This is a genomic window from Nisaea sp. (assembly GCF_017640745.1).
Classification (GTDB): Bacteria; Pseudomonadota; Alphaproteobacteria; order Thalassobaculales; family Thalassobaculaceae; genus Nisaea.
This window is the reverse complement of sequence record NZ_JAEPQA010000017.1, coordinates 63,223-84,708: the sequence shown is the minus strand read 5'-3', so window position 1 is coordinate 84,708 and position 21,486 is coordinate 63,223. Positions and strand designations below refer to the sequence as shown.

General features: G+C 63.1%; 19 protein-coding genes. 8 read left to right on the top strand and 11 right to left on the bottom strand.

Annotated features, from left to right (window positions below):
• Window positions 1-67: 67 nt before the first annotated feature.
• From queF to JJ959_RS13240, 3 genes are all read right to left on the bottom strand, one after another.
• Complete coding sequence (queF, locus tag JJ959_RS13250; protein WP_292884299.1) at window positions 68-538, bottom strand: preQ(1) synthase; 471 nt, start codon at window positions 536-538, stop codon at window positions 68-70.
• Between the two features lie 81 nt (window positions 539-619).
• The gene (locus JJ959_RS13245; RefSeq protein ID WP_292884297.1) at window positions 620-3,241 is read right to left on the bottom strand and encodes a DUF4347 domain-containing protein; all 2,622 of its coding nucleotides are present in this window, start codon (window positions 3,239-3,241) and stop codon (window positions 620-622) included.
• A 461-nt stretch (window positions 3,242-3,702) separates the two neighbouring features.
• Window positions 3,703-4,833 carry a TauD/TfdA family dioxygenase gene (locus JJ959_RS13240; RefSeq protein ID WP_292884295.1) on the bottom strand — a complete coding sequence of 377 codons (1,131 nt, stop codon included), beginning with the start codon at window positions 4,831-4,833 and terminating at the stop codon, window positions 3,703-3,705.
• 183 nt (window positions 4,834-5,016) lie between these two features.
• On the opposite strand from JJ959_RS13240, the gene JJ959_RS13235 reads away from it, so the two are divergent.
• Window positions 5,017-5,922 (top strand): LysR substrate-binding domain-containing protein, encoded by a 906-nt coding sequence (locus JJ959_RS13235; RefSeq protein WP_292884293.1) that lies wholly within the window; start codon window positions 5,017-5,019, stop codon window positions 5,920-5,922.
• 205 nt (window positions 5,923-6,127) lie between these two features.
• Complete coding sequence (locus tag JJ959_RS13230) at window positions 6,128-6,892, top strand: class II aldolase and adducin N-terminal domain-containing protein (RefSeq protein WP_292884292.1); 765 nt, start codon at window positions 6,128-6,130, stop codon at window positions 6,890-6,892.
• Window positions 6,893-7,045: 153 nt separating this feature from the next.
• Here JJ959_RS13230 and JJ959_RS13225 read toward each other — a convergent pair whose 3' ends face one another.
• The gene (locus JJ959_RS13225; protein ID WP_292884290.1) at window positions 7,046-7,804 is read right to left on the bottom strand and encodes a DUF3750 domain-containing protein; all 759 of its coding nucleotides are present in this window, start codon (window positions 7,802-7,804) and stop codon (window positions 7,046-7,048) included.
• A gap of 52 nt (window positions 7,805-7,856) precedes the next feature.
• Window positions 7,857-11,345 carry an indolepyruvate ferredoxin oxidoreductase family protein gene (locus JJ959_RS13220; protein ID WP_292884288.1) on the bottom strand — a complete coding sequence of 1,163 codons (3,489 nt, stop codon included), beginning with the start codon at window positions 11,343-11,345 and terminating at the stop codon, window positions 7,857-7,859.
• 315 nt (window positions 11,346-11,660) lie between these two features.
• On the opposite strand from JJ959_RS13220, the gene JJ959_RS13215 reads away from it, so the two are divergent.
• A complete protein-coding gene (locus JJ959_RS13215; protein ID WP_292884286.1) occupies window positions 11,661-12,653 on the top strand; it encodes an NAD-dependent epimerase/dehydratase family protein in 993 nt (330 codons plus the stop codon).
• Between the two features lie 10 nt (window positions 12,654-12,663).
• On the opposite strand, the gene JJ959_RS13210 is transcribed toward JJ959_RS13215, so the two are convergent.
• The 3 genes from JJ959_RS13210 to wrbA all read right to left on the bottom strand — a co-directional run bounded on the left by JJ959_RS13210 (window position 12,664) and on the right by wrbA (window position 14,631).
• Window positions 12,664-12,981 (bottom strand): DNA-binding transcriptional regulator, encoded by a 318-nt coding sequence (locus JJ959_RS13210; protein ID WP_292884284.1) that lies wholly within the window; start codon window positions 12,979-12,981, stop codon window positions 12,664-12,666.
• Entirely contained in the window at window positions 12,938-13,351 is a 414-nt protein-coding gene (locus JJ959_RS13205; RefSeq protein ID WP_292884282.1) for a type II toxin-antitoxin system RelE/ParE family toxin, read from the bottom strand. The genes JJ959_RS13210 and JJ959_RS13205 overlap by 44 nt, the downstream gene beginning before the upstream one ends.
• A 647-nt stretch (window positions 13,352-13,998) precedes the next feature.
• A complete protein-coding gene (wrbA, locus tag JJ959_RS13200) occupies window positions 13,999-14,631 on the bottom strand; it encodes an NAD(P)H:quinone oxidoreductase (protein WP_292884280.1) in 633 nt (210 codons plus the stop codon).
• Between the two features lie 127 nt (window positions 14,632-14,758).
• On the opposite strand from wrbA, the gene JJ959_RS13195 reads away from it, so the two are divergent.
• A complete protein-coding gene (locus JJ959_RS13195; RefSeq protein ID WP_292884278.1) occupies window positions 14,759-15,679 on the top strand; it encodes a LysR family transcriptional regulator in 921 nt (306 codons plus the stop codon).
• A 6-nt stretch (window positions 15,680-15,685) separates the two neighbouring features.
• Here the strand turns inward: JJ959_RS13195 and JJ959_RS13190 are convergent, their stop codons facing one another.
• Together JJ959_RS13190 and JJ959_RS13185 are read right to left on the bottom strand one after the other, a co-directional pair.
• The gene (locus JJ959_RS13190) at window positions 15,686-16,165 is read right to left on the bottom strand and encodes a tetratricopeptide repeat protein (RefSeq protein ID WP_292884276.1); all 480 of its coding nucleotides are present in this window, start codon (window positions 16,163-16,165) and stop codon (window positions 15,686-15,688) included.
• A gap of 81 nt (window positions 16,166-16,246) precedes the next feature.
• Window positions 16,247-17,440 (bottom strand): TIGR04372 family glycosyltransferase, encoded by a 1,194-nt coding sequence (locus JJ959_RS13185; RefSeq protein ID WP_292884274.1) that lies wholly within the window; start codon window positions 17,438-17,440, stop codon window positions 16,247-16,249.
• A gap of 523 nt (window positions 17,441-17,963) precedes the next feature.
• On the opposite strand from JJ959_RS13185, the gene JJ959_RS13180 reads away from it, so the two are divergent.
• The 4 genes from JJ959_RS13180 to JJ959_RS13165 all read left to right on the top strand — a co-directional run bounded on the left by JJ959_RS13180 (window position 17,964) and on the right by JJ959_RS13165 (window position 21,048).
• On the top strand, window positions 17,964-18,689 hold the full coding sequence (locus tag JJ959_RS13180) for a glycosyltransferase family 2 protein (protein WP_292884272.1): 726 nt from the start codon (window positions 17,964-17,966) through the stop codon (window positions 18,687-18,689).
• Between the two features lie 41 nt (window positions 18,690-18,730).
• Window positions 18,731-19,015: a lipid-A-disaccharide synthase N-terminal domain-containing protein gene (locus JJ959_RS13175; protein ID WP_292884270.1), complete on the top strand. Its 285-nt coding sequence runs from the start codon at window positions 18,731-18,733 to the stop codon at window positions 19,013-19,015.
• 89 nt (window positions 19,016-19,104) lie between these two features.
• Complete coding sequence (locus JJ959_RS13170; protein WP_292884268.1) at window positions 19,105-20,283, top strand: alpha-D-ribose 1-methylphosphonate 5-triphosphate diphosphatase; 1,179 nt, start codon at window positions 19,105-19,107, stop codon at window positions 20,281-20,283.
• Window positions 20,284-20,322: 39 nt separating this feature from the next.
• Window positions 20,323-21,048: a hypothetical protein gene (locus tag JJ959_RS13165; RefSeq protein WP_292884266.1), complete on the top strand. Its 726-nt coding sequence runs from the start codon at window positions 20,323-20,325 to the stop codon at window positions 21,046-21,048.
• 4 nt (window positions 21,049-21,052) lie between these two features.
• Here the strand turns inward: JJ959_RS13165 and JJ959_RS13160 are convergent, their stop codons facing one another.
• Complete coding sequence (locus JJ959_RS13160; protein WP_292884264.1) at window positions 21,053-21,472, bottom strand: EVE domain-containing protein; 420 nt, start codon at window positions 21,470-21,472, stop codon at window positions 21,053-21,055.
• Window positions 21,473-21,486 lie beyond the last annotated feature (14 nt).

Sequence of the window (21,486 nt, the reverse complement as noted above, 5' to 3'; positions counted from 1 at the left end):
GGGATGACGGGCTCCACCACATGATCCTCTGGGCCCCGGCCTGCGCCGGGGTGACGATGCAGGAGAGCTATCCCCTACCGCGATAGGGCGGCACGCCCTGGTCCGGCAGCCACACGCCCTCCGGCACCGGACCGGTCTGGAAGAAGACGTCGATCGGGATCCCGCCGCGCGGATACCAGTAGCCGCCGATCCTGAGCCATCGCGGCTTCAGCTCCTCGACCAGCCGCTTCGCGATCCCGACGGTGCAATCCTCGTGAAAGGCGCCGTGGTTGCGGAAGGAGCCGAGGAAGAGCTTCAGCGACTTGCTCTCCACCAGCCATTCGTCCGGCACGTAATCGATCATCAGATGGGCGAAATCCGGCTGCCCGGTCATCGGGCAGAGCGAGGTGAATTCCGGTGCCGTGAAGCGGACGACATAGTTCGTGTCGGCCATAGAGTTCGGCACCTTTTCCAGCACCGCCTCCTCCGGGCTCGCCGGCAGTTCGGTCGCGCCGCCGAGCTGGGTCAGACCGGAGAAACGGGTTTCAGAGGAAGTCATGGCAGCGGCTCCGCGTGTGTTCGGTCAGCGCCTTTTACGCCGATCACGCGTCGCCGCCAATCTCTCTAACCGGAACGCGTTCTAGCCGAGATCCCAGCCGGTCGCGGCGGCGACATCGGTCTTGTTGACACCGATCAGGGTCACCGTGCCGCCGTCCGAGAAGGTGACGACAGTATTGCCGCCGGTCTCCACGCCGCCACTGACGCCGAGCCCGGCCTCCAGAGCCAGCGTGTCCGTTCCCGCAGCGAAGTCGCTGACCGTCTCGTTGCCGCCGCCGAAGCTGAAGACGAACGTGTCCGCGCCGGCCCCGCCGGAAAGCGTGTCGTCGCCGGCATTGCCGGCGAGATAGTCGTCTCCTGACTGTCCATACACCAGGTCATTGCCTTGACCGCCATAGAGCGCGTCGTTGCCCAGATTGCCGTGGAGACTGTCGTTGCCGGCATTGCCGTAGATAATGTCATTGTCCTGGCCGCCAAAGAGCAGGTCCTCGTTCCCGCCGCCGGACAGGGTGTCATTGCCTTTGTTGCCGTAGACCACGTCGTTGTCGTTGTCGCCGCGGACCGTATCCGCGCCCTGCCCGCCATAGAGCGTGTCGAGGCCGCCGCCGCCGAACACCAGGTCCGCACCCTGGTTGCCGTAGACGATGTCCTCGCCCCAGGAAGAGCCGACGGTATCGTTCCCGGCGCCGCCCGCGAGCGTGTCGTCCTCGGCGCCAAGAGAAATGAACTGCGCCGCATCGTCGCCGACCACGTAATTCCGGCCCGCGCCGCCATTCACTGTCGCATTGCCCACGATCGCCGCGAACTCGATATTGTCGAGCTGCAGAGTGCAACCGCCCGGAAAACCCGAAGTGTCGATCACGAAAGCCTCGCCACCGCTTCCGGACTGCCCCGTCAGCTGGACGGTCGCCCCGGAGCTTCCGCCGGAAAAGGAAATCGTCCGTACGTCCAGCAGGGTGCCGCCCATCTGGCTGGTGAAGGTCTGACCGTGCCCCGACAGGAAGTTTTGCGCGCTCACGGACTGTTCCGTGGCCTGGATCTGCTGCGTCAGGGTCGTGCCGGCCGAACTTCCTGCGACCGCGGAGGCGGTTCCGCTGTTGATCAGGGAGACGCCGCTCGGCAGGGTTGCCGTCACCGTGTTGCCGTTGCCGGTACCCGAGACCAGCGTGCCGGTCGCGGGGCTGCCGGAAGTGTTCGCCAGCGTGAAGCTGGACGCGGTTCCGGCAACGTCCGCCGCCGTCTGGTTCGACTTCGGAAGGCCGCTGTCGCCCGAGGAAGAGTTTACCGATCCCGAGGAGGCGTTGGGATCCGTATTTGTCACCGTCATAATGGAGTTGCCGCCCGAGGCCGCCCCCGAGAGGTAGAGGCCGGTTCCGGGACTGGTCAGGGTGATCGTGCTGCTGCCGACGGTCAGGGTGCTGCCGATGCTTGAGGCATGCAGGCTGGTCGCGTAGCTCGTGTCGCCCGTAATCTGAATGACATCGCCGGCGGCAAGGCCGCTGATCGTGTCACCGTTGATTTCGGCGACGGTCCCGACATAGCTGTCATTGCCGTCCCCGCCGAACAATGCGTCGGTGCCGTCGCCGCCGGAGAGAATGTCGTTTCCGGCCTCTCCGGTCAGGTTATCCGACGACGCGCCACCGAGGAGGGTATCGTTGCCGGCCCCGCCGCGAATGAAATCGAGGCTGCCGCCGCCGGTGATGGAATCGTCGCCGTCGCCGCCATTGATCGTGTCGGAACCGAGCGAGCCGAAGATCCTGTCGTTCCCGACGCCGCCATCGACCTCGGCGCTTCCGGCGAGGATGATGCTGTCATCGCCGGCTTCGCCATAGATCGTGTCGCCGCCATCCCCGGTCGAGATGGTGTCGTTTCCATCGCCGCCATAGATCAGGTCGTTGCCGCCCTGAACGTAAATCGCGTCGTTTCCGGTGCCGCCATAGACGACTTCGTTCGCGTTGCCGCCGCCGATGAGATCGTCGCCTGCGTTGCCGTAAAGTATGTCGTTGCCGCCGAGGCCGCTGATCGTGTCGTTGCCGTCACCGCCGTAGATGATGTCGTTTCCGGAGCCCGCCGAGATCTCGTCGTCGTCGGCACCGCCGGAGATCGTGTCGTTGCCGCCGAGGCCGCTGATCGTGTCGTTGCCGCCGGCGCCGTCGAGCGAATCGTCGGAGTTGCTGCCCGTGATGAGTTCATCGGAGGGAAGACCAACGTGGACAGCCAGCCGCGCCGAATAAGAGGCGAGCGCCGTCGGGGCGAAGATCGTCGCGGCGCGCGCGAGCCCGTCCCAGCCGGCATCGCCACCGAGATCGGTTTGCGACGCATGCACAGGTACGCCGAGCCCGGCCTCGAGGCCGTCGACAAAGGCCAGTCCCTGGAGGCCCGCGCCGGTGGAGCAGGACATCAGGACGACATCGGCATCGCGAGAAAGTGCGGACCGGAGACGCGCGAGATCATCGGCCGAGCCGGCGAGAGCAGACCGGTCGATCGTCCGCCCCGACAGCGAAATCGCGCCCGGCTCGCCATGAGCAAGGATTGCGATGCGGCCGACCGGCGCCAGCCCTGATGCAACGGACGCGATCTCCGCCAGAGCATCGCCCTTACCCGTAAGCCGGTGGACCGTCGTCTCCGGGTCCAGCCCCGCGACGAGCAGTTCCGGATTGGGAACCGACGGATCGATGAAAAGCACGGTTGCAGCTCGGGTCATGACCGTACGCGCCTTACTGTCTGTGCGGGAAGGAACTGAATGTGGAGAATTTTCTATTGAAACGTGCAAATGATAATCCTGAGCCGAACGACCCTCGAAAGGGGGATAAGTAAAAATCATTGCTTTATCCCATCTATATTCTATCAAAAATTGAGAGGGTCAGTTCGGGATTTTCTGCGCCGTGCTGTACTCACACCTGGCAACAGCTCGAAATCCATAGGAAAAATTCCGCAGCCTCCTGCATCCGGAACCTGACACACTGTAATCCAATATTGACTATATGGGAATAAGGCAATGCGCGCATTGTCGCATGCCATAGATATTCTATGCCAATACGGCAATCCGTCGACGCAACCCTAAGTATGATAAAAACACTGGGATCTGGTTCCGGGAGACGGGAATGGAGGCCGGATATCCCGGATCGCCTACAGGACTGCTATGGGAAAGTGCGCTTCGAACGGCTAGCCCGCGAACCGGCTGCCGCCGCTCAGCACCCTGTAGGCGCTTCGGAACTCGCCGCGATCGGTATAGCAGCCGCGCAGATGGCGCTCGCCGCTGCTCGCCGTATAGGCCTCGCGGCCATGCACCACGCGGTGATTGTCGAAACAGATGCATTCGCCCGCATTGAGGCGGAAGCGCATGACGTATTTCGGATCGCGCAGCGCCCGGCCGAAGCGGAAGAAGGCCGGGTAGTAGCGGTCGAGGACGCTCTGCGGCAGGTCGAACACGTCGGCGATGTGCTGACTGATCGTGACGCCCTCGACCTCGCCCTCGCGATCGAGTTCGATCACCCGCTGGCGCGCCCGCATGTCAAAACTGTCGTGCTCGCAATAGAACGGTACTTCGGTTTCCGCGAGCAGGGCGAAATCCTCCGGATAATCGCGGCGGAACTCCTCCGCCACCGCCACCGCGTCGACGAAGATGCTGTTGCCGCCCTCGACCGAGTTGGCGCGGCAATGCAGGTACTGCACGCCTGGCGCAAAATCCTCCGACGGCAGGTCCGTGTGCAGTTCCAGTGCGGCCGAGGTGTAAGCCGTGTTGGTCGGGTTGATGTGGGTATAAACCTCGAACACCTTGCCGAAGAAGCTCGGGCGCACATGACCGGCGAGCGAGGCCGTCTCCTCCAGCGCCTCCGGCGTGTCCGGCAGACCGGTTACCAGCGCGACGCCCTCGACCAGGATCGCCTCGAGCCAGTCACGGCGCTTCGCCGCATCCGTCTTCAGCTCCGTAAGCGAGAAGCGCGGCATGTCCTTGTAATGGTCGGCGTACCAGGCGCGGCGCGGAAGATGCGCCACGTCCGGACGCGGCTTGCCGCTCCGGTAAGAGGCGAGAAAGTCGAGCGGGTAACGGCTGCGATGGCCGGAGCGCCAGAGCACGTCCAGCGCATCGCCGTCGAGACCGGCCTCGGCGGCGACCGGCGCTTCCGGCTCGGCGAAGAGATCGTAGCTTCGCTCGCGGGTCACCGGGTCGAAGGAGGTCGGGCAATTGTCCCGGAGCCAGAAATAGTTGAAATAGCCGCTGCTGCCGTCCGGAAAACCGAGATCGAGCCCCTGCTCCCCGAGCGTGACCACGCCGTCCTTGCGCGCCTGCATTTCCGATCCTTTCCGCGGCGAGGCCGCTTCATAAGGAGATATCCGCGAGGAGATGTCGAAATCAGACCAGAAACTGGCTGACCATCGACACGCAACCCCCTGTTTTCCATGAAAAACTTGAACCTCGCCCGGCCTCGTGAGAAGCCTCGAAAATCACAAGCTTCGATAAGATGGATTTATCGAATGCCGCATCACCTGCCGCCGCTCCGCCTCTTCGGCGTGTTCGAGACCGTCTGCCGGTCCGACAATCTGCGCGTCGCCGCGGCGGCTCTGAACGTCTCCCAGCCGGCGGTGAGCCAGTCCCTGAAGCAGCTCGAGGAGCATATCGGTGCCCGTCTGATCAACCGGGAGACGCGGCCCGCCTCGCTGACGCCGGAGGGCGAGATCCTGCTGCGCGCGACCGAGGACGGGCTGGCGCGGATCTCCGGCGCGGTCGAGGAGATCCGCCGCCGGGTCACCCGCAACGGCTCCGCCGTGACCGTCGCCTGTTCGGTCGGCGTCGCGACGCACTGGCTGATGCCGCATCTCGAGAGCTTCTACGCGGCCCACGGCGACATCCAGGTTAACGTCATCACCTCGGAGAGCGGCGCGCCCGCGATCGCCGGAGATATCGACATCGCCATCCGCTTCGGCGACGGGGACTGGAGCGACGGACGGGTCACACATCTCTTCGAGGAGCGCATCGAGCCGGTCTGCACCCCCGCCCTCGCCGCTTCCCTCGCGCTGACGCCGGAAAGCCTGCCCATCGCGCCGCTGATACATGTCGAGACCCGCGATCCGCGCTGGCTCGGCTGGACGGACTATCTGGCGGCTCTCGGCCTCGGCCGCCCGGCCAATCCGGTGCAGCTCCGTTTCTCGAACTATGTGCAGGCGACGCAGGCGGCCCTCGCCGGGCGCGGTCTCGCCCTTGGCTGGCGCTCGATCACCGGCGGCTACGAGGCGGAAGGACGGCTCGTCACGCCGGTCGCCGCTCCGCTTCACCCGCAAAGCGCCTTCTATGCCGTGAGCGCGCATGACCGCGCGGGAGATGCCGCGACGGAACGCATGCTCGCCTGGCTGATAGAGATCGGGGCGCGGTTTTCCGACTGAAAATTGGAAAATGGTCGTCATCCCGGACTTGATCCGGGACCTCATCGAACCCCAGGCTCACAAAGGTCCCGGCTCTACGGCCGGGATGACGGCTTTGATGTTTTCATAACCCCAGCTAATCGCAGCATCCGCATTTTTGCAGTGGCGAAACACGCGCGCCGGCGTCACGCTGAGCCGCAGATTTCCACCCGCCGGGAGAGTTCCCATGACCAGCCCCGTCGCCCTCGCGCGCAAGACCAATCTCGCCCACTGGCAGGAGCGCGTGGACCTCGCCGCCGCCTTCCGCTGGACGGCGCGGCTCGACATGCATGAGGGCGTGGCGAACCATTTCTCGCTGGCCGTGAACGAGGACGGCACCCGTTTCCTGATGAACCCGAACCAGATGCATTTCGCCCGCATCAAGGCCTCGGACCTGCTGGAACTGGACGCCAACGATCCGGAGACCCTGACCCGCCCCGGCGCGCCGGACCCGACCGCCTGGGGCCTGCACGGCTCGGTCCACCGGCGCTGCCCCCATGCGCGCTGCGTCATGCATGTGCATTCGATCCATGCCACCGTGCTGGCGAGCCTGAAGGACAGCCGCCTGCCGCCGATCGACCAGAACTGCGCCACCTTCTACAACCGCATGGTGATCGACGAACAGTATGGCGGCCTCGCCTTCGAGGAAGAGGGCGAGCGTTGCGCCGCAATGCTGACCGACCCGAAGGTCAAGGTCATGGTGATGGGCAATCACGGCATCCTCGTCATCGGCGACAGCGTCGCGGATACCTTCAACCGGCTCTATTATTTCGAGCGCGCGGCGGAGACCTATATCCGCGCCCTGCAGACGGGCATGGAACTGCGCGTGATGCCGGACGATATCGCAGAGAAGACCGCGCAGGAGCTGGAGGATTATCCGGGCCAGGCCGACCTTCATCTCTCCGAGCTGAAAGCGATCCTCGACGAGGAGGGTTCGACCTACGCCGGGTGAGAGTTCGCTCTCTTCCCCCCCCCCTTTTTTTTCAAATACGATCGTGGTCCCCCAAACCGCAGGGAGGTGGAGCCCCATTCGAAGAGCTCAGTTCGTCTTCCCGGGGTCCCCATTTCCATAGGGATCACAACCGTTAGCAGGGCCAGGAAATTATCAGTTCGACATTCCGACCCGGCCGACACCCGGGAGCTTCAGCGCAGGCTTCGTCACATCGACACCGATCGTCAGCCCGAGCACGTTGACCTCGATCCCTTCCTCAACCGCCAGCATCACGCCTGCCAGTCCCAGCAGTGAGATCTGGAATCCCGTCCCGCTTGGCGTCTTCGCAAAGACCCCGCCCTCCGGAATGAAATCCTTGCCGATCGCGGTCGGCGGCAGGTCGAGGCTGAGCTCGGGGACCTCGCGGGCGATATGGGCGGTGAAGGTGTTGCTGTTGGGGCCGGGCCAGATCCGGTACTCGTCCGCATGGGGATAGCTCTCGGCGGCGGCGAGGATGCGGGGGATGAGGATCTCGGCATCCTCGCCGCGCACTTCCGCCAGCAGTTCGGGTTCGGAGCCGAACCAGTAGCCGTCCGGCGTACCGTTCCGTACCCGGACTGCGGTTGAGCCGTAGCGGAGCTGCCAGCCCATCACCTCGAGCCGGGTATATTCCGAAGCGTTGGGCGGCTTCACCGCGAACCAGGTGTGGACGCCGAAGATCCCGCGCCAGCTCCAGGCACGGCCGGCATAGACCTGCACCACCGCTTCTGGCGTCTCTTCGGGTTTAGGCGCGAGTCCGGAAGAATCGCGGCGTGCCTGGCTCCAGTGCGTCGGTCCCTCCGTCAGCCGGTTTACGGCGCTCGCCGCAAGCGGGAGCCCGAGCAGCAATATCAGCGCGAGGCAGAAGAGGGTGAGGCGCTGCAGCCGTTTCAATCCGCGAACCATCGATAAGAAATGGGCGCGGCGCCCCCGGTTGCAAGTCCCGCTATTCGGCGGCACTCCGGCTCGGCTCCGGGTGGCGGAAGGCCTCCAGCGCCTCGGCGCGCCGGCGGGCGGCGTCCTTCAGGTGTCGTTCCTTCACATGGCCGTAGCCGCGGATATGTTCCGGCACCCTGGCCAGCGCGACGGCGGCGGCGTGATTGTCCGCCGAGAGCGCAGACGCGACCGCGTCCATGTCCGCGAAATACTCCTCGATCAGGCGGCGCTCGGTCTTCCGTTCCTCGGTCTTCCCGAAAGGATCGAGGGCGCTGCCGCGCAGCCCCTTGAGGGCAGTGAGCAGCCTGAACGCGCCGAAGATCCAGGGGCCGTAGGCGCGCTTCTTCAGGTGTCCCGTTTCCGGATCGCGCTGCGCCAGCAGCGGCGGGGCGAGATTGACCTCGAGCTTGAAGTCGCCCTCGAACTGCTCGTCGAGCTGCTGGCGGAAGGCGGGATCGGTATAGAGCCGCGCGACCTCGTACTCGTCCTTGTAGGCCATCAGCTTGTAGGCATAGCGGGCGACCGCCTCTGTGAGGCTTTCTTTGCCCGGCAGCGCCTTCTGCTCGGCCTCGCGGATCTTCTCCACCAGCCCCTTGTAGCGCGCGGCATAGGCGGCGTTCTGGTAGGCGGTCAGTTCCGCGACCCGGCGCTCGATCCCCTCGTCGACGCTCTTCGAGAGGTCGAGATGCTTTGGCGGCTCGGTAACCGGGGCGGCGGCCTTCTCCACGGCGGCGAGGTCGTGCGCGGCGCGGCGGCCCCAGAGGAAGGCTTTCTTGTTGAACTCGACGGCGACGCCGTTCAGCTCCACCGCGCGCTCGATGGCGTCGGCGGAGAGCGGGATCAGGCCGAGCTGGTAGGCATAGCCGAGCACGAAAAGATTGGAGGCGATGCTGTCGCCAAGGAGGGCCGTGGCGATGCGGTTGGCGTCGAGGAAATGCGTCGAGTTCTCGCCGCAGGCCTTCTTCAGCGCCGATTTCACCGCTTCGGCCGGGAACTGCAGGTCCGGCTTCTGGGTGAAGGCGCCGTTCATGGTCGCCTGCGTATTCACGATCGCCGTGGTGTCGCCGAGGCTGACCTTGGAGAGGCCTTCCTTGCCCGCCGCCGTGATCATGTCGCAGGCGAGCATCAGGTCGGCGCCGCCGTCGGCGATGCGGACCGCGTGCAGCTCCTCCGGCTTGCCGGCAATGCGGACATGGGTGATGACCGAGCCGTTCTTCTGCGCAAGGCCGATCTGGTCGAGCACGGTGACGCCCTTGTCCTCCAGATGCGCCGCCATGCCGAGGAGGGCGCCGATGGTCACCACGCCGGTGCCGCCGATGCCGGTGACAATGATGTCGTAGGGCTTGTCCAGCTTCGGATGCGCGGGCTCGGGCAGGACCGGGAAGATCTCGCTGCGCTGCGCCGCCGGACGGTCGCCGGTCTTCTTCCTGACCTTGCCGCCGATCACGTTGACGAAGCTCGGGCAGAAGCCCTTCACGCAGGAATAGTCCTTGTTGCAGGTGCTCTGGTCGATCGCGCGCTTGCGGCCGAACTCGGTCTCGACCGGGGTCAGCGAGACACAGTTCGACTGCACGCCGCAATCGCCGCAGCCCTCGCAGACCTGCTGGTTGATGTAGAGCCTTTTCGCCGGCTCCGGCATCAGCCCGCGCTTGCGCCGCCGGCGCTTTTCGGTGGCGCAGGTCTGGTCGTAGAGAATGATGGTGACGCCCTCGGTGTCGCGCAGCTCCTTCTGCACCGCGTCGAGTTCGTCGCGGTGGTGCAGGGTGGCGAAGTCCGGCCAGTCAGTGCCGAGCGGATATTTCTCCGGCTCGTCGGTGACGATGCGCAGCGCCGCGACCCGTTCGGCCGCGACCTGCTTGGCGATCTCCAAGACCGAAAAGGCACCTTCCGCCGGCTGGCCGCCGGTCATCGCGACGGCGTCGTTGTAGAGGATCTTGTAGGTGATGTTCACCTTCGCGGCGACCGCGGCGCGGATCGCCAGCAGGCCGGAATGGGTGTAGGTGCCGTCGCCGAGATTGACGAACATGTGCTTGTGCTCGGTAAAGGGCGCCATGCCGATCCAGGGCGTGCCTTCGGCCCCCATCTGGGTGAAGGTCTTGGTCTCGCGCTCGGGCATCCAGCTCGCGAGGAAGTGGCAGCCGATCCCGGCAAAGGAGAGGCTCCCGTCCGGCAGTCTGGTCGAGGTGTTGTGCGGGCAGCCGGAGCAGAAATAGGGAATGCGCTGGAAGTCGGTCACCTCGGGGATCTTCGACTGCGCGTGGCTTTCGAGGAAGGCGAGCCGTTCCTTCAGGCGCGGGTGATCCTGCAGCTTGAGCAGGCGCGCGCCGAGGATGCGGGCGATCCGGCTCGCCGAAAGCTCGCCGTTCGTCGGCATGATTGTGGCGCCGGTCTCGTCCTTCTTGCCGACGATCTTCGGGCCGCGGCCGTTCAGTTCGTAGAGGATCGCCTTTGCCTGATCCTCGATCAGCGGCCGCTTCTCCTCAATGACGATCAGTTCCTCGAGGCCGGCGGCGAATTCCTTCAGCCCTTCCGGCTCCAGCGGCCAGGGCATCGCGACCTTGTAGACGGCGAGCCCGAGTTCTTCAGCTTCCCTGTCGGAGATGCCGAGATCGTCCAGCGCCTGGCGCACGTCGAGATAGGATTTGCCGACAGTGACGATGCCGATCCTGGGCTTCGCGCTGCCGAGCATCACCTTGTCGAGACGGTTGGCACGGGCAAAGGCGAGCACGGCGGGCAGCTTGAAATCGTGCAGCCGCGCCTCCTGCTCAAGCCAGGGGTCCGGCCAGCGTACATTCAGCCCGCCCTCCGGCATCGCGAAATCCCCGGGGGTAAGGATCTCGAGCGCCATCGGGTCGATCTCGATCGAGGCGGAGCTGTCCATATTCTCCGCCGTCGCCTTCAGCCCCGCCCAGCACCCGCTGAAGCGGGACATGGCGAAGCCGTAGAGACCGTAATCGAGCACGTCCTGTACGCCGGCCGGATGAAGCATCGGAATGCAGGCATCCATGAAGGCGTATTCGCTCTGGTGCGGAATGGTGGAGGATTTGGCGACATGGTCGTCGCCGGCAATCGCCAGCACGCCGCCATGCTTCGAGGTGCCGCAGAAATTGGCGTGCTTGAAAGCGTCGCCGGAACGGTCGACGCCCGGCCCCTTGCCATACCAGATGGAGAAGACGCCATCGTATTTGGCGCCGGGATAGAGTTCGGTCTGCTGACTGCCCCAAACCGCGGTGGCGGCGAGGTCTTCGTTCACGCCCGGCTGGAAATGAATGTGGTTCTTCTTGACGAACTCGCGGGCGCGCCAGAGCTGCAGGTCATAGGTGCCGAGCGGCGAGCCACGGTATCCGGAAATGAAACAGGCGGTGTTGAGACCAGCCGCGGTATCGCGCTGGCGCTGCGCCATCGGCAGGCGCACCAGGGCCTGGATGCCGGTCATGTAGACCCTGCCCCGGTCGAGGGCGTATTTGTCGTCGAGCGCGACGGTCTTGAGTGCCGTCATGGTCTCTCCCCGGTGGCTGCGGGCGCCGGTTTCTCCGGACGCTCCCATTGTTTCATTTGCAATTAAGGTATGCCCTCCGCCGGGGTGCGGCAATCGGCGCCGGGAGCGGGTTCGAAAAACGCAAGAAATCGACAAAGCCGCGCGACAGAACGACGCAGTTTTTCGTTAATCGGGGAGAGCGCGAAACGAAATGCCGGGAGGCCGCCCGCGAGACGCAAATGTGAAATATCCGTTTCGCATGCTTGGCGCCCCGGATTCGTTCCGGCATAAGAAATCCCGGAAAACTAAGGTCCTTCACCGATCCGGAAGAGGTTCATGACGGTACTGCTCACCGGCGCCGCGGGTTTCATCGGCATGCATGTGGCGGAGATCCTGCTGGCGCGGGGCGAGCGCGTCGTCGGGATCGACAACCTGAACAGCTATTACGACCCGGCCCTGAAGCATGCGCGTCTGAAAACTCTGGAAGGCCGCAACGGCTTTACCTTCGAAGAGCTGGAGATCGCCGACGACGCGGCGGTCATGGGACTGACGGAGCGCTATCCCGATATCGACCGGGTGGTGCATCTCGCCGCGCAGGCCGGGGTACGCTATTCGATCGACCATCCGGGCGACTATGTGCGCTCGAACCTGGTCGGCCATGCCAACATGCTGGAATTCGTGCGCGGCCTGATGGGCCGGCCGGGTGGCTGCAGGAGCTTTGTCTACGCTTCCTCCTCCTCGGTTTACGGGGCCAACAAGGAGATGCCCTTCAGCACCGAACAGAAGACCGACAGCCCGGTCTCCTTCTACGGCGCGACCAAGAAGGCGAACGAGCTCCTGAGCTATTCCTACGCCCATCTCTACCGCGTGCCGTCGACGGGGCTGCGCTTCTTCACCGTCTACGGGCCGTGGGGGCGGCCCGACATGTCGCCCTGGCTCTTCACCAGCGCGATCCTCGAAGGCCGGCCGATCCGGGTCTTCAACAACGGCGACATGATGCGGGACTTCACCTATATCGACGACATCGCGAAAGGCGTTGTCGCGGCGCTCGACAACCCGCCGTCGGGCGAAGACGGGGCCTGTCCGCACATGGTCTATAATCTCGGCAACAACACGCCCGTGAAGCTGCTGGACTATATCCGGGTGATCGAGCAAGCCTGCGGTGTTTCGGCGATCATGGACATGCAGCCGATGCAGCCGGGCGACGTCTACGCGACCTACGCCAATATCGACCCGGCGGCGAAGGACCTCGGCTATGCGCCGTCAACGCCGATCGAGGTGGGGATCCCGAAATTCGTCGACTGGTACAAGCGCTATCACGGGATATGATCGGCGACGCCTACGCGATGGAAGAAAGTCCGTTTTTCGCAACCAAAGTAAGCAACTTGAGAGATGCCCCACTGGGCTTCTTCTCTCCTCGTTCCCATTGACTAATCAGATTCTTCGAAACGTTTAGGTAGCGCGCAAAAACGGCTTGGCTTGCTAGTTCGTTTTCTCGAATAGCTCGAATTTCCGAAGCAGAGAACTCTCTTATTGGAGTTAGGCAAATTTCGTCAAATTCACGCAGAGTGCGTTTATCCAACAGCCCAGATTCATAAAAACCGGACACTGTTTCATGGATCGTCGCCATGACCTTGCTGTTGTAGGCCTTCGGCATTCTTACCTTCAATCTCAATCAAGTTGCCGTTTCGCACGGCTATGTCGAGATTATCGTCAGAAAAGCCTGCAATTAGCTTCGCGAATCTTTTAGCCGCCCGGACTTCGTCCGGTTTCAAGCTGGCTTTCTTCTTTTTCGCGTAAAGCCTGAAAAGCACGACCCTCTCTTTCGAGGGCACAATTACTATCGCGCGATAACCTCGGGACTTACCTTGATCGGGCCGCGCTATGCGTACCTTGTAAACGCCACCACCGAAGGAGGCGTCAAACCGGCACTCTTCGCAATGCTCGATCGCATGCCATAGATCATGTTCCGATAGTCCGAGGCGTTTTTGAGATCGCCAAAAATCCAACGTTGCAAATGTACGCACGGGACCCCCCAAAAACGTACGATGAAACCCAATCGGTGCCCGTTATCGTTGCCATTACAACCCCCTAGTTAGTGAACGGCCTAACCCAGATGCTCCATCGGATTCGTCAACCAAAATCCGGCAATCCAAGTTAAATCCAGCTCAACCGTTGACCGCGACGAATCGGCCGTTCAAGAAGATTTCATATTTCAGCATAAACTGCAACACTTAGTGTTACGATTGGCGATGGTTTTTGGCATATATAGAGGCTAATTATTGAGGGGACCAATATCTTGTGCTGTTTTTAGCAAGTTCTGAACCTCGCTACAGAATGACACCAACTCACTGAATTAGATCGACTTTTTGAGAATTCCTGTTGCGTAGTAGAGACGTCGAAGCCCCATAACTCTTAGAGTGACAAAATCGGCATAGCGGGCTGCAAGCGCCGGCTCTCTGAAGCAAAAAAGTCGTCATCCCATGCAAATGAGGACCCAGGGATCGTAGGGTAGCGACCTCGTTCCCTGGGTCCCCGCGTTCGCGGGAATGACGACCGTTTTTTGACACTCTGTTCGTCATCCCGACGGAGATCGGGACCCAGGGATGACGGGCAGAGTTTTATGATCCTCTGGGTCCCGGCCTGTGCCGGGATGACGATCCGGAGAGTTGTTCTAAGCCGCGTGCGCCACCGCGCCGGCCACTTCAGCAGCCTTCAGCTTCGCCGCGATGGTCGCAACGTGACGGCCCTGGCTCTCGGCGATCCGCAGCTCGATCTCGCTCGGCGTGCGGCTGCCGTCCGGGCCGGCGATGGTGCCGGCGCCGTAGGGGGAGCCGCCGCGCACTTCGCCGATCTCGGTGAGGGCCTGCTCGCTGTAGGGCACGCCGACGAAGATCATGCCGTGATGCACCAGGGTCGGCAGGGTGGAGAGAATGGTCGCTTCCATACCGGCGCCAGTGCCGGTCGACGTAAAGACGCTGGCGACCTTGCCGATCAGCGCGCCCTTGGCCCAGAGGCCGCCGGTCTGATCGAGGAAGTTCCGCATCTGGGCGGCCATGTTGCCGAACCGGGTCGGGGTGCCGAAGATGATCGCGTCATAGTCGGCAAGCTCTGAAGGCTCCGCGATCGGCGCGTCCTGATCGAGCTTGACGCCCGCATTCTTTGCGACCTCTTCCGGCATCAGCTCCGGAACCCGCTTCACCGTGACCTCGACCTTGTCGACGGACCCGGCGCCTTTGGCGATCGCGCCGGCCAGGGTTTCGATATGGCCGTAGGAGGAATAGTAGAGCACAAGGACCTTGGTCATGTTTGCCGTCTCCGGACAGGGGTTTGTTTGCTGCCTCCTTACCTGAGGTCATTCCCTTATCCGGACAATCCGGCTAGATTGAACCGCTCTGTTTCGTGGCGGAAACAATAATCATCCCGGGGAAAACATGCTGGAGAACCTGACCGGACTGGTGGTGTTTGCAAAGGTCGTCGAGGAGGGGGGATTCTCGAAGGCCGCGGCGAGCCTCGGAATCTCGAAGTCCTCGGTCTCGAAGCAGGTGAGCGCGCTGGAGGATCATCTCGGCACCCGGCTGCTCAACCGCACGACGCGCCGCTTCAGCCTGACAGAATCGGGCACCCTGCTCTACGAGCGCTGTCAGCGGATCGTCGCCGAGGTCGATGCGGCCGAACGCGAGGCCGGCTCGCTGCAATCGAACCCGAGCGGGCTGCTCAGGGTCAGTGCCGGGGTCTCCTTCGGGCGGGTCCAGCTCGCGAAGCTGCTGCCGGGCTTCCTGTTCGACTATCCGGACCTCTCCGTCGAGCTGGTGCTGAACGATCGCCGTGTCGATCTGGTCGAGGAAGGCTATGACGTCGCGCTCAGGATCGGTGACCTCGCCGATTCCTCGCTGATCGCCCGCAAGCTCTGCCCCGTCCGAGTCATCACCGTGGCCGCGCCGGACTACCTGAAGAAGCGGGGCGAGCCGAAACATCCGGACGAACTCGCCGGGCACGAGCATCTCGCCTACAGCTACCTCAACGAGGGCATGTCCTGGAATTTCAGGGTCGGGGACCGGACCCAGCATGCCCGCATCGCGCCAAGGGCGCTGGCGAACAACGGGGACGCGATCCTCACCATGGCGGAGAGCGGGGGCGGCATCGCGCAGATCCCGACCTTCATCTGCGCGGACAGCGTGCGCGCCGGACGGCTGAAACCGATCCTCTGCGGTTTCGAGCCTGCGGAGTTCGGTCTCTACGCGATGTATCCCCACGCGCGGAACCTGCCACTCAAGGTCCGGGTGTTCGTTGACTTCCTCAGCCGCAAGTTCCGCGGCGAACCCGACTGGGATCTCGGGATCGAAGGGCCCTGAACGGCCTTACCAGTCCTCGCTCACCTTGCCGGTTTTCCGGAAGCTCTCGATCATCCCGGCCAGTTTTTCCCGGTCCTCGCACCCCTTGCCCTCCTTGCAGAGCTCATCAAGCACGGCGAGTCGCTTGTCCGCATCCAGCACGCGGCCGGTTTCGAGATAAAGCGCTCCGGCATAGGCATTTGCAGCGAGGTGCTTCGGGTTGATGTCGAGCGCCTGCTGGTAGGCGTGCTCGCTATCGACGTAACGTTTCAGCTTGCGCAGGCTGAAGCCGACCAGCGACCAGGAATCGGCGTCTTTCGGGTCTTCCTCGACGAAGGAGCGCATGATCTCGAGACCCTTGGCGTATTCCCCGTCCTCGATCGCCTTGACTCCGGCGGCCCAGATCGGCGGGCGCTCGACAGCGCTATCGGTCTCCGGGAACACGGCGCCCGCGGGCTGCTGGGCGGCAAGCAAAATCCCGGCTGCGATCAGTGCGATTCTCATCATGTCCCTACCTTTCCGGCCCTAATTCCTAGAAAAGTCTTAGGTCCATGCCGGCTCACAGGCAACAGCAAGGCCCCGTCATCCCTACGAATTAAGGAACCAAGCGTTCTTCTCGAGAAACGACTGGCAATAGCGCGTCCAGGGCAAAGCATAGGCATAGGTTTCAATGCGCGCGAAGTCCCCCGGCCCCCGCTCCGGAAGGTTCCTGCGGAACCTGTCCAGATGCCGCACCGAGAGTTCAGCGAAGCGGTCCTCCAGGCTGCTCTCGGGCACAAAAGCGCCATTCAAACGGGCTTCCATTTCCATAACCGCGTCCAGCACCTCCTCGGGGCGGTTATCCTCAAGCAAGACCCCCTGATTCTCGAACCCGGCGACAGTGTTCTCGAGGAACAGATCTCGCGCGAGGATTTCGTCATAGGAGAGCGGTCTTCCGGTGGCCTTGTCGCGGTAGGTCTTGAAGAGAAGCAGATCACCCGGGTTCATCCATTGATCGTATTGCGCATACCCGTTGACCATAACCATCGGCCGGTTCATCGCCCGGACGATCGCTTCCGGACCGGACGAACATGTGATCGAGAAACGGGCGGTGGCGATGCAGTAAACATCGAGGATATCGCGATAATTCGGATGGTGGGGCAGGTCGACAAAGTCGCGACTTGGATGCGTCACGGCGACGGAACTCGGATCGCCCAGCCGAAAGATCCGGTAGCCTTTCGAGAGCAGGTAATCGATCGCCGGCATATAGTCGGCAACCCGCGCCGCCCGGAAGAAATTGTGTGTGAATTGCGGAAGAAACTGCTCGTCCCTGACATGCAGGACGACGGACGGCTTGTCGTCCTCGTATCCCATGGATCGAATCAAATCCCGGCCTTCTGCCAGCAGATCCTCCGGAGCGGTGAGATAACGCAGGGGCTTGCCGCTCTCGAGAGCCAGGACAAGGTCGCGTTGCAGAGCATCGTGCGTTGACAGCAGCCAGGTCATGGGCCCGATCTCGACGGCCCCCGCGTCGACATGGCCGAGCGAGATCAGCTTGCGCTTCATCGTTTGAGCGATGGTCATATGCGGCTCGAGCAATCGCCGGACGCCTGTACTGTGTTTGTGAAGCCGGGCGTCGTGGGTGATCACCACGATCGGGGCATGGGACTCACCGTAAAGGTTCATGAGCGCGAGTGGCTCGAGCACCAGATGGCCGATGCGGCCGGGAAGCGGAAATATGTAAGCGAGAGCGCGGCTTCCGTCCTGGATATGCGGTCCGACCGTTTCGAGCAGAGCGGTCATGTTCTCTTCGGAGAAGACATCTGCCGCTGTAAGACGAGTACTTTCTCCGTCAGACCGCTTCGCCCGTTCCATAAATCTCGCTCTCCCGTGAAGTCGCTTTCGTAAGGCTGAGTTTGCGGCGTCACTCCCAATGTGGATACGCCGCGCATCGGTCATTGGCAAATCGAGGCTACAGGGCGCGAGAGAGTCTGTCGTTCGGCAATTAACCCTGCGCGCTTTCACTTCATCATCGAATGCGCGGCGCTCTTGTTTCGCCTCCAGCTCTCCTGTCCACGATCACATCGCAAGACCGCTCGGAAGCCCGTTTCACAGAGGGCCGGACACAGGCCGCGAAGACAGACAATTCCGTCGAGACCAAGACTTCGCCGTACGGCCAGCGCTTTAACCCGCTGCTTCCGTCTCCTATTGGCGGTTGATCGCGACACACCTAAGTCCTATGAACCGCAGATCAGACAAGGTCGAAAGGCCAGACGTGACGCATTCCAACTCTTCCAGTCCCTCCTCTGGAACCTCGGGAGCACCATTGCTTTCCGTCATCGTTCCGGTTCTGAACGAGGCCGACAACCTGGCTCCTCTGATCTCGGAGATCGAGGCGGCGCTTGAAGGCGTCTGCGCTTTCGAGATTCTCTATATCGACGATGCCAGCACCGACCGGACGCCGGGGATCCTGAAGGAGCTTAAGGCAACGCGCCCTCACCTCCGGATCATACGGCACAACCGGACCTGCGGTCAGAGCGCGGGCCTCAGGAACGGAGTTCTCGCGGCGCACGGCGAACTGGTGGCCACGCTGGACGGTGACGGGCAGAACGACCCGGCCGACATCCCGAAGCTGCTTGAAAAGTACCGCGAGGCCGCTACGGGCAGCCAGCCGGTGATGGTCACCGGGCACAGGGTCAACCGCCGCGACACCGCCTCGAAGCGCTGGGCGTCGAAATATGCGAACAAACTGAGGCGCTTCCTTCTCAAGGACGACAATCCGGACACCGGCTGTTCGCTGAAGCTCTATGCCCGCGAAACCTTCCTGCGCTTTCCCTATTTCGATCACATGCACCGCTTCCTGCCGGCGCTTGCGAAACGGGAGAATTGCGTGGTGCATGTGGTTCCGGTAAACCATCGCCACCGCCAGCACGGCCAGTCGAAATATTCTAATCTTGGCCGGGCGCTGGTCGGCATCCCCGATCTTCTGGGCGTGGCATGGCTGCTGCGCCGCAGTCCGGGACGCCTCGAAGCGAAAGAAATCGACACGTGAACCTCGACTCGTTTTTCGACCTCTCTATCGAAGAGATGGTCATGTTGACCTTCGGATTCGTCGCCCAGGCCCTGTTCGCCGCGCGGTTCATCGTGCAGTGGGTGAAGAGCGAGATCGGCCGCAAGAGCGTGGTGCCGGTGGCCTTCTGGTACTTCAGCGCGGCCGGCGGTCTGATGATGTTGGTCTATGCGATCTGGAGGAAGGATCCGGTCTTCATCGTCGGCCAGTCCACCGGCCTCGTGGTCTATCTCCGCAACCTGCACCTGATCCACCGCGAGAAACGGGTCGCGCTGGCGGCAGCCAAGGACCAGGCCGGAGACGACTGAACGGCCGGTAATTTACCGTCTGTCATATTGCTGCAACCATTTCAGGGGACACCTTCCCTCTTTTCGACGTTCAGTTCTCCCGAGGTTCCATGTCCGTTTCCCTCACCAATGCCCGTGTACTTCTTGAAAGCGGCGCCATCGAGAAAACCGAACTGCTGATCGAAGGCGGAACGATCCAGGCCATCGGCGGCGGCACCGGGCGCGCGAGAACGATCGACCTCAGGGGACGGCTGCTGCTTCCCGGCATCATCGACCTGCATGGCGACGGTTTCGAGCGGAGCCTTGCGCCGCGCGCCGGCACCGAGTTCCCGATCGATATCGCCCTGATGGATGCGGATCGTGCCATCCTCGCCTCCGGCATCACGACGGCGCTTCTCGCCCAGGGTGTCAGCTGGGAAGGCCGGCTGCGCAGCGGCGCGACGGCGGAGCGGATCCTCGATGCCATCGAACGCGGCCGGCGCCGCTTCGGCGCTGACCTGCGCTTCCATCTCCGCTTCGAGATCTTCGCCATGGAAGAACAGGAGCGCGCGCGGAAATGGATCGAGGCGGGACGGGTCGCGATGATGGTGTTCAACGATCACTTGCCGCAGTACGAGGAAGCGCTGCGCGTCAACCCGGAGCGCATGCAGCGCTGGTCGCATATCATCGGCATGAGCTTCGACGAGTTCCGCGCCGAGCTGAAAGCGCGACGGGCCCGTGAAGCCGAGGCCGAGGAGAATGTCCGGGCGATCGCCGAAGTCGCCCGACGTGCCGGCGTTCCGACCGGTTCTCACGACGACGACACACCGGAGATGCGGGAAAAATACAATGCCCTCGGAGCGGAGGTCGCCGAGTTCCCGGTAAACATGGAAACAGCCCGGGCCGCGGGTGCGCTCGGCAACCCGGTCGGCATGGGAGCGCCAAACGTGCTGCGCGGCGGCAGCGCCTCGGGCAATGTCTCCGCGCGCGACGTCATCGAGGAAGGCCTCTGCGACTACCTGATCTCGGACTATTATTACCCGGCCCAGTTCCATGCCGCCTTCAAGCTTGTCGCGGACGGAGTCTTGCCGCTCGGAAAGGCGTGGTCCCTGGTTTCGGCGGGTCCGGCCCGTGTCGGCAACCTCCCGGACCGTGGCACCATTGCCGCCGGCAAGCGCGCGGACCTCATCGTGGTCGACGACAGCGAGGCCGGCCTGCCGCGCGTCGAGGCGGCCATGGTCGAGGGTAAGGTGCGTTATGCCGCCTCGGATCTCGGATTTTCCGCGGTTTCCGGACTGGTGCCGGCCTGACCGCTTCCCGCGTCGGCGGCGGAATGCGACACTGACCGCATGGACGATCCCGAACCTTTTCTCCTGAATGCGCATATCGCCGCCGGCGCCGTGTCGCTCGGCGCCGCGGCGATCGCCATCGCAGCGCCGAAAGGACGGCGCGTGCACCGTTTCGCGGGCCGGTTCTTCGTTCTGGCGATGACCGTCGTTTTCGCCAGCGCAGTGATGCTGAGTCTGCGTACGAATGACCTCTTCCAGCTGACAGTCGCGATCTTCAGCTACTACATGGTGCTGAGCGGCTACCGGGCGCTCTACCTGAAGCAACCGACGAAATCGGCCGATCTGCGCTTCCGAGCCGGTGCGCTCGACAAGGGAGCGGCCCAGTTCACGCTGATCGCCTGTTCCGGACTCTCGGCCTACGGGGCCGTCTACTGGTACACGGACCTGGCGCCGGTTCTGATGATTCTCGGCAGCATCGGCGCGCTGATGGCCTTGTTGGATCTGCGCCGGTTCCGGTCCGCGAGCGTCGGGCCAACGCGATGGTTCTTCACCCATATGATCCGCATGCTCGGCGGCACCATCGCGTCGGTCACGGCGTTCATGGTCACCAACATGGACATGTTGCCGCCGCTTGTCCGCTGGCTCGGGCCGACGCTGGTCGGCACCGTCGCGATCACGATCTGGGTCAGCGTCTACAAGGCCCGGTTCGCCAGGGGCGCCGGGCCGGAAGACGTGGCTGAGGTGCGGATCGTAGAGCCGTCCGAGGTGGACGAAGAGGAAGCCTAGATCTCTAGAGCTTGGTTCCGGCCATGGAGAGGATCAGTTTCCACTGCTCCGCCGTGACCGGGACGACGGAGAGCCGGGACTGCCGCACCAGGCCAAAATCCTCCAGCCGCGGGTCCGCCTTGATGTCCGCCAGGGTCACCGGTTTCTCGACCGGCTTCACCGCCTTGATGGTCACCATCCCGAAGCGGCCTTTCGCGTCGGTCGGGTCCGGGTGGTATTCCTCGATCACTTCGACAATGCCCACGATCTGCTTCTCGTTGACCGAGTGGTAGAAGAAGCCGAGATCGCCGATCTTCATGGCCTTCATGTTGTTCGAGGCCTGGTAGTTCCGCACCCCGTCCCAGCCTTCGCCCACCGCGCCTTTCTTGACCTGATCATCCCAGGACCAGGTATTCGGCTCGGATTTGAACAACCAGTAGGCCATCTGATCAGTCTCCT